The organism is Pseudomonas sp. WS 5503, from assembly GCF_012985385.1.
Taxonomy (GTDB): domain Bacteria; phylum Pseudomonadota; class Gammaproteobacteria; order Pseudomonadales; family Pseudomonadaceae; genus Aquipseudomonas; species Aquipseudomonas paracarnis.
Window position 1 is genome coordinate 245,207 of record NZ_JAAQWI010000007.1, and the last position, 13,306, is coordinate 258,512.

Here is a 13,306-nt window from a genome sequence, read left to right on the forward strand (position 1 = left end):
TCAAGGCTGCTGGGCTTTCTTTTCCTGGGCCGTCACCTGCTGGCACAACTCGATCATCTGTTCACGCATCCAGCGGTTCGCCGGGTCCTGGTCGGTGCTTTCGTGCCAGTACAAATGGGTTTCCAGCGGCGGCACGCTGTTGACTGGCAGTTGGAACCAGTGCAGTTCATGACGACGGGCGAAACGCTCGGGCACGGTCATCACCATGTCGGTCTGTTGCAACACCTGATAGGCCATCAGGTAGTGCTGGGAACGCAGGGCGATCTTGCGTTGAATGCCCATCTTGCCCAAGGCCAGGTCCACATAGCCCAAACCGTTGCGGCGGCTGGAGATATGGATATGGGTCAGCGACAGGTAATCATCCAGGGTGAATTTATCCTTGCCCGCCATCGGGTGGCCCTTGCGCATGGCGCACACGTAGCGGTCTTCCATCAGCTTGACGTGACGCACCTGCGGGTCGGTATTGAGCGGCGCATCCACGGCAAAATCCAGGCGCCCGGCGGCCAGTTCCTTGGTGGTTTCGCGACGTTTGGACAGGAAACTCTCGATCATCACGGTAGGCGCCAGGCGACGCAGGCGCTGGAACAGCAGCGGCAGGATCACGGCCTCGGTCAGGTCGGTCATGCTGATACGGTAGGTCTTGGCCGCCTGCTGCGGGTTGAAGATGCGGCTTTCCTGCACGGACACGCGCAGCAACGACAACGCATTGCGCACCGGGCCGATGATGTTTTGCGCCATGGGCGTGGGCACCATGCCTTGGGCGGTACGCACGAACAGCGGGTCGTTGAAGGTCTCGCGCAACCGCGCCAGGGCGTTGGACACCGCCGGCTGGGTGATACCGACGATCTGGCCGGCGCGGGTCAGGTTGGCTTCGGTGTAGATCGCATCAAAGACGATGAAGAGGTTGAGATCGACCTTGCTCAGATTCATTTCGTTGCGCTCTTATTGTGAGGTGCTCATACGCCGATCATATATCGGTGATGAATGTTAATACACGGCGAGAATAGGCTAGGTAAATTATCAGCGCTGTTCTAGCATCGAATGCATGACCTAAACAACCTCTCAAAGAAGGGAGCTGCTCATGGATTTCGCCTATTCGCCCAAGGTTCAGGAACTGCGTGAACGCGTCACTGCGTTCATGGACGCTTATGTCTACCCGGCCGAACCGGTGTTCGAACGCCAAGTCAGCGAAGGTGATCGCTGGCAGCCCACGGCGATCATGGAAGAACTCAAGGCCAAGGCGAAGGCCGAGGGCTTGTGGAACCTGTTTCTGCCGGAATCCGAACTGGGCGCTGGCCTGACCAACCTTGAATACGCACCCTTGGCGGAAATCATGGGCCGCTCGTTGCTCGGCCCGGAGCCATTCAACTGCTCCGCTCCCGACACCGGCAATATGGAAGTGCTGGTGCGCTACGCCAACGAAGAACAGAAACAGCGCTGGCTCGAACCCTTGCTGCGCGGCGAGATTCGCTCGGCTTTTGCCATGACCGAACCGGATGTGGCGTCCTCGGACGCCACCAACATGGCCGCCCGCGCCGAACGCCAGGGCGACGAGTGGGTGATCAACGGCAAGAAGTGGTGGACCTCCGGCGCCTGCGACCCGCGCTGCAAGATCCTGATCTTCATGGGCCTGAGCAACCCCGATGCGCCGCGTCACCAGCAGCACTCGATGATCCTGGTGCCGGTCGATACCCCAGGCGTGAAAATCCTGCGGCCGCTGCCGGTATTCGGTTACGACGATGCGCCCCACGGCCATGCCGAAGTGCTGTTCGACAATGTGCGTGTGCCTTATGAAAACGTGTTGCTGGGCGAAGGCCGTGGCTTCGAGATCGCCCAGGGCCGCCTTGGCCCTGGCCGCATTCACCACTGCATGCGTTCGGTCGGCATGGCCGAACGCGCATTGGAGTTGATGTGCAAACGCTCGGTCAGCCGCACTGCCTTTGGCAAGCCTTTGGCGCGGTTGGGCGGCAATATCGACAAGATCGCCGACTCACGCATGGAAATTGACATGGCCCGCCTGCTGACCTTGAAAGCGGCGTACATGATGGACACCGTGGGTAACAAAGTGGCGAAAAGCGAAATCGCCCAGATCAAGGTGGTGGCACCGAATGTGGCCTTGAAGGTCATCGACCGCGCGATCCAGATGCACGGCGGTGCCGGGGTGTCCAACGACTTCCCGCTGGCCTATATGTACGCCATGCAACGCACCCTGCGCCTGGCCGACGGCCCGGACGAAGTGCACCGTGCGGCGATTGGCAAGTTCGAGATTGGCAAATATGTGCCTCGGGAATTGATGCGCGGCGGGCAGTAACACTGATGATCGTTCCCACGCTCTACGATCGTTCCCACTGCGTGGGAACGCCTCCCGTGACGCTCTGCGTCATCCTCTCAAGAGCGGACGCGGAGCGTCCAGAGCGGCATTCCCACGCGGAGCGTGGGAACGATCTTCAACGATCTTCAGTACACCCAAACCTCCACTCGCCGATTCTTGATCCGGCCTTCATCCGCAGTATTGGCCGCCACCGGCATCTGCGCGCCAAACCCGCGAATATCCTTGAGCACCACGCCGCTCTTGACCAGCTCTCGGCGCACTGCCATCGCCCGCAACTTCGATAGCAGCGCCGCACGTTGCGGATCATTCTTGGTGTCGCCAAACCCCACCAGCGTCACCTGTTTATTCAGCTTGCCGTGGCTTCTGATATAGGCGACCACCCGCTGCACATCCTGGCGCGCCTTATTATCGAGGCTGGCGCTGCCCTCGTCGAAGCGAAAATTCACCGTCAGGCGCTGAGCGTCTCGGGCGATGGCCTGGTAATCGTCGGGCATCGACGGGCGCGGCGCCACACCGATCGCTTGCACCTGCTGGGCGATGAAGCCATTGGCAGCCACAATCGCCTGGCCCTTGCTGCCTTGGGAAAACTCCACCAACGCCTTGGCCCATGGGTTGCGGGAAGAGGGCGGCAAGTAGAAGAACAGCCGACGTGACAGCGGGTAATCCTCGGTGGCGATCAGGCTGGTCAGCGGCAACATCGGTTGCGAGTCGCCGTCGACAATCGCCACCGCCTTGGCCTGGCGCACAGAGGGCAGGCCGATAAAACCGATGCCCTGGGGGTCCTGGCTCACCGCATCGGAAAGCTGTTCGCTGGATTCAAAGCGCTTGGCCAACGGCGCGAGCGGTTGGCCGCGGCGGCTCAGCACCAGTTCCCGGAAGGTGTCGAAGGTGCCGGATTGATCATCCCGGGCATATAAATGAATGGTCCCGCCTGTACCTCCCAGTGCCTCCCAGGTGCTGACCTCGCCGTTGAAGATTTGCGCCAATTGCTCGGTGTTGAGGCTATTGAGCGGGTTGCGCGGGTTGACGATGATTGCCAGGCCATCAATGGCGATCACATGCTCGGCGCCTGGGGTTTTCAAGTCCCCCAGGGGGTCGAGGTCCACCAACTCGCTGTCTTTGATCGGGCGGGACGCTGCGGCGAGGTCGGCGCGGTTGTTTTTCAGCGCCGCAAAGCCGGTGCTGGAACCGTGGGCCGCCACCTCGATGGTGACCGTCTGGCCTTGGCGTGTCTTGCCAACCACGCGCTGCTCATTCACCCCGGCACCCGGTTCAGCACGCACATCCTGCAAGCCCTGATACTCCATCAAGCCTTTGACCAGCGCCGGGCCGAGTGCCGCGCCGATGGTGTTGGAGCCCTGGATGCGCAGGGCCGGGCCTTGGTCGGGAATGGACAGAGGGGCCGCCACGGCGGGGAGTGCGATTGCAAAACACAGGAACAGAACGCGCAGCATCATGCCGGCACCTTCTTAGGCCAAAGGGAGTGCCACAAGATTAAGTCAGTTGGATTGCAGCCATATGACCGACACGGGGCTGGCACCCCTGATCTCCTGTAGGAGCGAGCTTGCTCGCGAAAAACGTCAACGATAACGCGGGCTTCCTGAATAAACGCGGCGCCCTCAAGTTCTTCGCGAGCAAGCTCGCTCCTACAATCAGCTCAGTTCCAACCAGATCGGCGCATGGTCCGACGGTTTCTCCAACCCGCGCAAGTCGTAATCCACCCCCGCATCCTTGACCCGTGGCACCAACCCGGTGGATGCCAAAATCACGTCGATGCGCAGCCCGCGCTTGGGCTCGTCCTCAAAGCCACGGCTGCGGTAATCGAACCAGCTGAAGCGGTCGGTCACGTCCGGGTTGAGGTGGCGGAAGCTGTCCACCAGGCCCCAGTTCTTCAAGCGTGCCATCCACTCGCGTTCTTCCGGCAGGAAGCTGCACTTGCCGGTTTTCAGCCAGCGCTTGGCGTTGTCGGCGCCGATGCCGATGTCGCAGTCCTCTGGGGAAATGTTCACGTCGCCCATCACCACCAGCGCCTGGTCATTGCTGAACTGGCTTTCCAGCAATTGCTGCAGGTCTTCATAGAAGCGCTGCTTGGCCGGGAACTTGGTTGGGTGGTCGCGGCTTTCGCCTTGGGGGAAGTAGCCGTTCATGATGGTCACTGGGTGGCCGTTTTCGTCGGCGAAGGTGCCCCAGATAAACCGGCGCTGGGCGTCTTCTTCATCGCTGGCAAAGCCTTTGTGCACGCTCAACGCTTCTTTGCGCGAGAGTAGGGCCACCCCGTAGTGGCCTTTCTGCCCGTGGTAGTACACGTGATAACCCAGGGCCTGCACTTCGGCCAACGGGAACTGATCATCGTGGACCTTGGTTTCCTGCAAACCGATCACGTCCGGTTGATGCTTTTCAATCAGCGCCGCCAACTGATGAGGGCGAGCACGCAGCCCGTTGATATTGAAGGAGACGATTTTCATGGTCGGCAGTCCAGTCTGGCAAAAGGGCGATGCTAGCCGACAAGTCGGATGGGGGCCAGCGTGGCGGCAGGATGAATGCGCTGCTAATGTCTGGGAACGACTGGAGCTGTGCAGGTTCGTACCCATAAGAACGCCATGTTTGAGTGGCGCCCAGGGAGATTGACTGTTATGCCAGACACTTCGACGGCCACTGCCGAAATCCGCCTGCTCAATAGCGGCTACTCCCGTGAAGCGCGATCCCTGCTGTACCAGGCGTATCGCCATGAGCCGACCTTTGCCTACATCTTCGAAGCCGAGCGGGCGGGCTATGAACAGCGAGTACGTGCCACTGTGCGCGAACTGGTCAAGCAGCATTTTTTCCAGAAACTCCCGGCCATCGGCCTGTTCGTCAACGACCGGCTGATCGGCATTGCCCTGATTGCACCGCCCCAGCGGCGCCTGGGCATCACCGAAAGCTGGGCCTGGCAAATCCGCATGTGGCTGAGCACCGGCGTGCGCGGTACGCGGCGTTATCTGGAATACCATCATGCCGTCATGGCGTGCCTGCCCAACACGTCTGTGCATGTGCTGCCGCTGCTGGGCATTCACCCGCAGTTCCAGGGCAAGCACCATGGTGAGCAGTTGCTGGAAGCGGTACACAATTGGTGTGCCGACGACCCGCATTCATCCGGCGTGGTGCTCGACACCGGTAACTCCCGTTATTTGGATTTCTACAAGCGACAGGGCTATGAGGAAATCGGCGAAGTCGCCGTAGGGCCGGTGCGCGAGCATGTGTTTTTCCATCCCAATCCCCAGGCGTTACATCCTGCAACGGCTTGAGACAGAATTATTCAGAAGAATCCGGGTTCATAGTTCCTCTCTCGCTCGTGTAGCATCCGCGCCTATGAAGTTTCCAGGAAGATTTACCAGCGGCTTGATTCTGCTGTTCACGAGCTGCGGCGCATTTGCGCAAAGCGAGCTGGACGTGCGGATCAAACCCTCGAACGACGCGCTGAAAGCCAACATCGAAGGCTATATCGGCGGTGTGGGCGATCGTGATGAAGAAGCCTTGCTGCGGTTCAGCCGTGGCGCCGAGGAGCAGGCGCGCAAAGCCGCGCAGGCCCTGGGCTACTATCAGCCACAGATCAACAGCGATGTGAAGGGCGGCAAGAACCCGCGCCTGACGCTCACCATCGACCCCGGCGAACCGGTGCACTTGCGCGACGTCACCATAAGGGTCGACGGCCAGGCCGCGAGTCTCAAGACCTTTCGCGTGCCCGCCAGCGACGACCTCAAGCCCGGCGCCGTGCTCAATCACGGCCATTACGAAGACGCCAAGCGCCTGATCCAGAACCAGGCCTCGCGCTACGGGTTTTTCAGCGGGCGTTTCACCAGCCAGAAACTTGCCGTAGACCCTCAAGCGGGCGTGGCCGACATCGAACTCATTTACGACAGCGGCCCACGCTACAGCATGGGCAAGGTCAGCTTCACCGGCGACACGCCCTTTGATGAAGAGCTGTTGCAGCGCATGGTGCCGTTCAAGCCCGGCACACCCTATGACTCCGAACTGGTCGCCGAACTCAACCAGAACCTGCAAGCCAGTGGCTTCTTCGAAGGCGTGCGCGTCGACGCCAGCCCCACCGCCGCCACCGATGACGTGATCCCGGTGGCGGTGCAACTGGACACCCGCAAGCCGCGCACCATGGGCCTGGGCCTGGGTTACTCCACCGACGTCGGCCCACGGGGCAAAGCCAACTGGACGCGCCATTGGGTCAACCCCCAGGGCCACAGTTATGGCTGGGAAGCCGAGTTGTCGGCACCGCGGCAGAACGTCGGCTTGTGGTACGACATCCCGCTTGACCCGCCGCTTACCGACAAGTTGCGCTTTGCCGGCGGCTACCAGAATGAAGAGATCGCCAACACTGATACCCTGAGCAAGCTGCTCACCATCGGCCCCGAATGGCACAGCAAGTTGCCCAGTGGCTGGACGCGGGTGATCTCACTCAAGTACCAACGCGAGGAATACCGCCTGGGCAATGACTCGGGCCTGAGTAACCTGCTGATGCCTGGCGTGAGCTATTCCTACCTGCGCAGTGACAACCGCATCGACCCGCATCATGGCTACCGCCTGATGTTCGACACCAAGGTCGCCAAAGAGGGGCTGGGGTCTGACACCAACCTGCTTTACGGCACGGCCACCGTCAAAGGCCTGACCACCTTGTGGGACAACCACCGCTTTCTGGGGCGTGCACAATTTGGCGGTAGTGCCACCAACGGCTACAAATCCGTGCCGCCGTCGTTGCGCTTCTTTGCCGGTGGTGACCAGAGCGTGCGCGGCTACGAGTACCAGACGCTATCGCCCGAGAACGATAGGGGCGACCGCATCGGTGGCCGCTACATGGTGGCCTTGAGCGCTGAGTATCAATATTCCATCACCGATAAATGGCGTATCGCGACCTTTGTCGACCAGGGCAACTCGTTCAACAACCTGGACTTGCCCAGCCTGAAAACCGGCGTGGGCGTCGGCGTGCGCTGGGTGTCGCCGGTGGGGCCGATTCGCCTCGACCTGGCCCATGCCCTCGAAGATCCGGGCGGCATTCGCTTGCACTTTTCCATGGGGCCTGAGCTGTGATGCGTGGTTTGAAAATAGCGGGGCTGGCGTTGGTTGCCATCCTCGCCTTGCTGTTGTTGGCGCTGTGGTCAGTGCTTGGCACCCAGGCGGGCAGTCGCTGGGCCTTGGGCCAGGTGCCAGGTTTGAGCGTGGAAAATTTCCAGGGGCGCCTGGGCGGGCAGTGGAGTGCCGATCATTTGCTGTGGCAGCAGGATGGCAGCCGCGTCGAGCTGAATGCACCGACGTTTGACTGGTCCCCCGGATGCCTGCTGCGCATGACCCTGTGCATCAACCGACTGGATGTGGAACAGGTCAGCCTGGAATTCGCCCCCAGTGCCGAAGAGAGCGACAGCGGGCCGATTCAACTGCCCGACCTGAAGCTGCCGGTTTCGCTCCAGTTGGGCGATGTTCGCATTGGCAGCCTGCTGTTCAACGGCAATGAAGAACTCAAGGGCCTGCAACTGGTGGCGCACTGGACTACCGCCGGCCTGCAGATCGACTCGGTGCATCTGCAGCGCGACGATCTGGTACTGGACCTCGCCGGTCTGCTGCAACCCAGCGGCGATTGGCCGTTGAATGCCACCGGTAACCTGAGCTTGCCCTATGCGCCGGGCGGCGCGCCCTGGAGCGTTGCTCTCAAGCTCGACGGCGACTTGCTCAAGACCCTCAAGCTCGACGCCGACAGCAGCGGCTATCTGCCGGCCAAGCTCACTGGCGAGCTGCAACCCCTGGTGGAAAACCTGCCGGCGCAGGCGCACATCACCTCCGAGTCGTTCAAACCCAGCGCAGACCTGCCCGATACCCTGCAACTCAACCAACTGGACTTGAACGCTAAAGGCGACCTGAGCAATGGCTACCAGTTGCTGGGCAAGGCCGTGCTACCGGCCGAAAACGGCCCGGTGGATTTACTGCTCAAGGGCAAGGTTGACGCCAAGGGCGCACAGATTGCCGGCCTGGACCTGACGGCGGGTGACAAGCAAAGCCTCAAACTCAGTGCCAACCTGGACTGGCAACAAGGCTTCAGCGCGGACGCCAAGATCGACTGGCTGGACTTCCCCTGGCATCGCCTCTATCCGGTCATCGACGAACCGCAAGTGGCCTTGCGCACCTTCAACGGTGAAATCTCCTATAAAGACGGCAACTACCTGGGCAATCTCAAGGCTGACCTCGACGGCCCGGCGGGCAAGTTCAATGTGGTCACCCCCTTCAGTGGCGACCTCAAGCAGGTCTTCCTGCCTGAGCTGAAACTGAGTGCCGGCCAAGGCAAGGCCGAAGGCCACCTGAACCTGCAATTTGCCGACGGCATTGCCTGGGACACCGCCCTGGATCTGTCGGCGCTGAACCCCGCCTACTGGGTCGCAGAGTTGCCCGGCACCCTGGCCGGGCCGCTGCGCAGCAAAGGCGAGTTCAAGAACGAACAGCTCAAGCTCAACGCCGACCTGGACCTCAAGGGTCGCCTGCGCGGCCAAACCGCCGTGCTCGCCGCCAAGGCCGAAGGCGCCGGCGAACAATGGACCCTCGCCAACCTGGACATCCGCCTGGGCGACAACCGCATCAACGGCAGCGGCAGCCTGCAACAGCGTCTGGCCGGGCAGATCGACATCAAGCTGGCGCGCCTGGCCCAGCTCTGGCCGCAACTGCGTGGGCAAGTCAACGGGCGTGTCGAGGTGGCCGGCACCTTGAAAGCCCCTCAAGGCAAGCTCGACCTCAAGGGTCAGCAACTGGCCTTTGCCGACAACCGTCTGCAAAGCCTCAACCTGGACGCCAACCTCGATAGCGCCCAGCGCGCCAAGCTCGACCTCAAGGCCAACGGCATTCAAAGCGGCGAGACGCAAGTCGGCAACCTCACCGCCAGCGCCCAGGGCGATATCAAGAACCAGAAAGTCCAGCTGGCGCTGACTGGCCCGCTGGTCAAACTGGCCCTGGCCTTGGACGGCAACCTTGACAAAGACAACTGGCGCGGGCGCCTGGCCAGTGGCGACGTGCAAGCCGGTGGCCAAGACTGGCGGCTGCAAGCCCCGGCGAAGATCGAACGCCTGGCCGATGGCAAGCTGACCTTTGGCGCGCACTGCTGGGTCTCCGGCGGCGCCAGCCTGTGTGGTGAAGACCAGCGCCTGATGCCCGAGCCGAAGTTGCGTTACCACCTCAAGCAATTCCCTCTCGACAGCCTCGCGGGGTTCTTGCCCAAAGACTTCGCCTGGCAGGGCAGGCTCAACGCCGATGTGCAACTGGACCTGCCCCAGAGCGGCCCAAAAGGTGTGGTCGCGGTGGACGCCAGTGGCGGCACCCTGCGCGTGCGCGACAAAGGCCAGTGGCTGGATTTCCCCTACGACACCCTGAAACTGGAAACCACCCTCAACCCCAAGCGCATCGACACCCAGCTCAATTTCCGTGGCGGCAAGCTCGGCGAGTTGTTGTTGCAGGCGCAGATCAACCCGCTGCCAAACAACAAGCCAATCACCGGCAACTTCAGCCTTACTGGCCTGGACCTCGCCGTGGCGCGGCCCTTTGTGCCAATGGTTGAAAAACTCACCGGCAAGCTCAACGGCAGCGGCCGCATCTCCGGCGGGTTGCTCACGCCGCAGGTCAACGGCAACTTGAACCTGGTGGACGGTGAAGTCTCCGGGCCGGAGTTGCCCATCAGCCTCGAGGGCCTGAACCTGCAGGCGCAGATCGCCGGTGAAAGCGTGCAGCTCAACGGTGGCTGGCGCAGCGGCAAGGCCGGGCAGGGCAGCCTCACGGGGCAGATCGACTGGGGCCGTGCCCTGGTGGTCGACCTCAGCCTCAAAGGCTCGCAACTGCCGGTCACCGTGGAGCCCTACGCCAAGCTGGAAGTGGCCCCCGACCTGAAGATCAGCCTCAAGGACGACAAACTGGCGATTACCGGTAAAGTCCACATCCCCCGTGGCGACATCACCGTGCGCGAACTGCCGCCTTCGACGGTCAAGGTGTCCGACGACACCGTGATCATCGGCAGCCAGACCGAAGAGGGCAAAGCGCCGATGGCCATGGCCATGGATATCGACGTGGAGGTAGGCGAAGACCAGCTCAACTTCGCCGGCTTCGGCCTCACCGCCAAGGTTCAGGGCCATGTGCATATCGGCGACAACATGGACACCCGTGGTGAGCTGTGGCTCAACGACGGCCGCTACCGTGCCTACGGCCAGCGCCTCAATGTGCGCCGCGCACGCCTGTTGTTCGCGGGGCCCTTGGACCAGCCGTTCCTGGATATCGAAGCGGTGCGCATCGTTACCGAATCCAGCCGCACGGTCACCGCAGGTATCCGCCTGAGCGGCAGCGCCGAACAACCCACCACGCAGATCTTTTCCGAGCCGGCCATGGCCCAGGAAGATGCGTTGTCATACCTGGTGCTGGGCCGTTCGCGCACCAACACTGGCGAAGACAACAACATGCTCGCCGAAGCCGCCCTGGGCCTGGGCTTGATGGGCAGCGCTGGCGTGACTTCGGATATTGCCAATAAGCTGGGGATTCAGGATTTTGATCTGGACACCCAGGGTACGGGTAACAGCACCGCCGTGGTGGCCAGCGGCAAGATCAACGAGAAGCTCAGCTTGCGTTATGGGGTAGGGGTGTTCGAGCCGGCTAACACCATTGCCTTGCGCTACCTGCTGAGCAAGAAGGTGTACTTGGAAGTGGCCACGGGCGTAGCGAGTTCCCTGGATATCTTCTACAAGCGCGATTTCTAAACCTTGCCCGATCAAAAAATGTAGGAGCGAGCTTGCTCGCGAAAAACGTCAACGATAACGCGTGCATCCTGAATGCACGCGGTGCCCGTGAGTTTTTTCGCGAGCAAGCTCGCTCCTACAAAAAGCCTTAACTGGACTCTCGCTGATTTGATTGCTGTCCAAGGCTCTAAGTTACTCAACTACCAAGCAACCTAATTATTCCATTTGACATTCGCTGCCTAAGCAGTAACATCTCGTCACACATTCACTGCCTAGGCAGTAATAAGGTGACTTTCGATGCCTCACTTCACCCCTGACAACTTCCACAACTGCCACCTCGGGCTGTTGCTGGGCCGCGCCGCGATCCTCAAGGACCGCATCATCGACACCCATATGGAACCCCACGGCATCACCGCCGCGCAGTTCAAGGTGTTGATCATCATGGCCCAGTTCGGCGTCGATACCCCGGCGGAGCTGTGCCGCAACCTATCCCTGGATAGCGGTTCGATGACGCGCATGCTCGACCGTCTGGAGCAAAAAGACTTGCTCAGCCGCAAGCGTTCCGAGCTGGATCGCCGCCAGGTGCAGTTGGTGCTGACCGCCGAGGGCCAGCGCCTGGCGGACATGCTGCCGCACATTGGCGCCAAGGCCCTTAACCAGTTGGCCGGCGTGCTTGAGCCGGGCGAGCTGGAAACCCTGGAGCGGATCCTGAAGAAAATGCTGATCGCTGCGGGTGACCCCATCACGATCCAGCGGGTAGGTAGATCATGAACACACGCGCATTCAGCCTGGTGCTGGCGGCGATGACGTTGGCCGGTTGTGCCAACTACAGCGGCCTCGACACCCAGGGCCAGCGCCTCGACGCCAATACCCTGCACACCGGCAAATCCCTGAGCGGCGTGACGCTGTCGAGCGCCGCCTGGCCGGCCGCTGACTGGTGGAAAAGCTTGGGCGACCCACAGCTTGACGGCCTGATCCAGGAAGCCCTGCAGAACAGCCCCGACATGCAAGTCGCCGACGCCCGCGCCCACCAGGCCGAAGCGGCGGCCTATGCCGCCAACGCCGCCCGTATGCCGACCCTGGATGCCAGCGCCGGCGTGAGCCGTTCGCGCCTGGCCAAGGACCAGGACCCACGCGGGCAGGGCGATGCCTATTCGACGGTGCGCAACATCGGCGCCAGCTTCAATTACAACTTCGACCTGTGGGGCGGCCAGCGCGCCGCCTGGGAAGCGGCGTTGGGCGAGGCCCGTGCTGCCGAAGTCGACCAGCAGGCCGCGCGCCTGACACTGGCCGCGAACGTGGCCAAGGCCTACAGCGACCTGGGCCAGGCCCATATCGTGCGTGACCTGGCCGTCGATGACCTCAAGCGTACCCGCCAGATGCTCGACCTGAGCAAGCGCCGCCTGAGTTCCGGTATCGACAGCGAGTACCAGTTCCAGCAGACCGAGAGCCTGGAAGCCAGCTCTCAGTCGCAACTGATTGACGCGGAAAAACAACTGCAAAGCGCCAAGATCGCGTTGGCTGTGTTGCTCGGCAAAGGCCCGGACCGCGGTGACGAGTTGGCGCGCCCAGCGGTGCTCAAACCCAGCGCCGTGGCCGTGCCGGCGGTGTTGCCTGCCGAGTTGCTTGGCCGTCGCCCGGACCTGGTCGCCGCACGTTGGCGCGTAGAGGCCGCGAGCAAGAACATCGATGCCAGCAAGACCCGCTTCTACCCCAACCTCAACCTGAGCGCGAGCGCAGGTGCCGAGTCGTTGCTGGGCGATGCGATGTTCGGTTCGGCCAGCCGCTTCTTCAACATTGCGCCGACGATTTCGCTGCCGATCTTTGACGGCGGCCGTCTGCGTGCTGATCTCGATGCCCGCGACGCCGACTACGACCTGGCCGTGGCCCAGTACAACAAAACCCTGGTGCAAGCCTTGGGCGATATCGGCAACAGCCTGTCCCAACTGCGCGACACCGGGCGGCAGATCCAGGCCCAGCAACATGCCGCCGACATCGCGCAGCAGTCCTACGACACCGGGGTGCAACGCTACAGCTCAGGCATCGGTAACTACCTGGATGTGCTCAGCATCGAGCAGCAATTGCTGCAGGCCCAGCGTCAGCTGGCCACCCTGAATGCGGCGCAGATCGACCTGTCGATTCAATTGATGCAGGCCCTGGGTGGCGGGTACCACGTCAACAGCGTGGCCGCGACCACCCCAGCTACACGCACGGAATAATTTGAGGTATTTGT

General features: G+C 61.8%; 9 protein-coding genes and 1 pseudogene. 7 read left to right on the forward strand and 3 right to left on the reverse strand.

Annotated features, from left to right (window positions below; genetic code table 11):
• The gene (locus HBO10_RS19095; protein WP_034127915.1) at positions 1-930 is read right to left on the reverse strand and encodes a LysR family transcriptional regulator; all 930 of its coding nucleotides are present in this window, start codon (positions 928-930) and stop codon (positions 1-3) included.
• 151 nt (positions 931-1,081) lie between these two features.
• Between HBO10_RS19095 and HBO10_RS19100 the strand changes: the two genes are divergently transcribed.
• Entirely contained in the window at positions 1,082-2,311 is a 1,230-nt protein-coding gene (locus HBO10_RS19100) for an acyl-CoA dehydrogenase (protein ID WP_034127914.1), read from the forward strand.
• A gap of 146 nt (positions 2,312-2,457) precedes the next feature.
• On the opposite strand, the gene HBO10_RS19110 is transcribed toward HBO10_RS19100, so the two are convergent.
• Positions 2,458-3,789: a phosphate ABC transporter substrate-binding/OmpA family protein gene (locus HBO10_RS19110; protein ID WP_034127913.1), complete on the reverse strand. Its 1,332-nt coding sequence runs from the start codon at positions 3,787-3,789 to the stop codon at positions 2,458-2,460.
• Between the two features lie 107 nt (positions 3,790-3,896).
• On the opposite strand from HBO10_RS19110, the pseudogene HBO10_RS31375 reads away from it, so the two are divergent.
• Positions 3,897-3,986: pseudogene (locus HBO10_RS31375) on the forward strand (outer membrane lipoprotein carrier protein LolA); the annotation flags it as partial.
• Here HBO10_RS31375 and xthA read toward each other — a convergent pair.
• Positions 3,985-4,797 carry an exodeoxyribonuclease III gene (gene xthA / locus HBO10_RS19115; protein ID WP_034127912.1) on the reverse strand — a complete coding sequence of 271 codons (813 nt, stop codon included), beginning with the start codon at positions 4,795-4,797 and terminating at the stop codon, positions 3,985-3,987. The pseudogene HBO10_RS31375 and the gene xthA overlap by 2 nt on opposite strands.
• Before the next feature lie 168 nt (positions 4,798-4,965).
• Here xthA and HBO10_RS19120 point away from each other — a divergent pair, with 168 nt between their 5' ends.
• The 5 genes from HBO10_RS19120 to HBO10_RS19140 all read left to right on the forward strand — a co-directional run bounded on the left by HBO10_RS19120 (position 4,966) and on the right by HBO10_RS19140 (position 13,292).
• Positions 4,966-5,616, forward strand: a complete 651-nt coding sequence (locus tag HBO10_RS19120) for a GNAT family N-acetyltransferase (RefSeq protein WP_034127911.1) — start codon at positions 4,966-4,968, stop codon at positions 5,614-5,616.
• Positions 5,617-5,680: 64 nt separating this feature from the next.
• Entirely contained in the window at positions 5,681-7,408 is a 1,728-nt protein-coding gene (locus HBO10_RS19125; protein WP_034127910.1) for an autotransporter assembly complex family protein, read from the forward strand.
• Positions 7,408-11,094, forward strand: coding sequence for a translocation/assembly module TamB domain-containing protein (locus HBO10_RS19130; RefSeq protein ID WP_169922054.1), 3,687 nt, complete (start codon positions 7,408-7,410; stop codon positions 11,092-11,094). The genes HBO10_RS19125 and HBO10_RS19130 overlap by 1 nt, the downstream gene beginning before the upstream one ends.
• 276 nt (positions 11,095-11,370) lie before the next feature.
• Entirely contained in the window at positions 11,371-11,844 is a 474-nt protein-coding gene (locus HBO10_RS19135; protein WP_014718945.1) for a MarR family transcriptional regulator, read from the forward strand.
• Positions 11,841-13,292, forward strand: coding sequence for an efflux transporter outer membrane subunit (locus HBO10_RS19140; protein WP_034127908.1), 1,452 nt, complete (start codon positions 11,841-11,843; stop codon positions 13,290-13,292). Before HBO10_RS19135 ends, HBO10_RS19140 begins: the two co-directional genes overlap by 4 nt.
• Positions 13,293-13,306 lie beyond the last annotated feature (14 nt).

What these genes read in the sequence shown, in the direction of transcription:
- HBO10_RS19130 (WP_169922054.1), top strand. Translation starts at nt 7,408, where the DNA reads ATGCGTGGTTTGAAAATAGCGGGGCTGGCGTTGGTTGCCATCCTCGCC.
- HBO10_RS19100 (WP_034127914.1), top strand. Translation starts at nt 1,082, where the DNA reads ATGGATTTCGCCTATTCGCCCAAGGTTCAGGAACTGCGTGAACGCGTC.
- xthA (WP_034127912.1), bottom strand. Translation starts at nt 4,797, where the DNA reads ATGAAAATCGTCTCCTTCAATATCAACGGGCTGCGTGCTCGCCCTCAT.
- HBO10_RS19095 (WP_034127915.1), bottom strand. Translation starts at nt 930, where the DNA reads ATGAATCTGAGCAAGGTCGATCTCAACCTCTTCATCGTCTTTGATGCG.
- HBO10_RS19125 (WP_034127910.1), top strand. Translation starts at nt 5,681, where the DNA reads ATGAAGTTTCCAGGAAGATTTACCAGCGGCTTGATTCTGCTGTTCACG.
- HBO10_RS19120 (WP_034127911.1), top strand. Translation starts at nt 4,966, where the DNA reads ATGCCAGACACTTCGACGGCCACTGCCGAAATCCGCCTGCTCAATAGC.
- HBO10_RS19140 (WP_034127908.1), top strand. Translation starts at nt 11,841, where the DNA reads ATGAACACACGCGCATTCAGCCTGGTGCTGGCGGCGATGACGTTGGCC.
- HBO10_RS19110 (WP_034127913.1), bottom strand. Translation starts at nt 3,789, where the DNA reads ATGATGCTGCGCGTTCTGTTCCTGTGTTTTGCAATCGCACTCCCCGCC.
- HBO10_RS19135 (WP_014718945.1), top strand. Translation starts at nt 11,371, where the DNA reads ATGCCTCACTTCACCCCTGACAACTTCCACAACTGCCACCTCGGGCTG.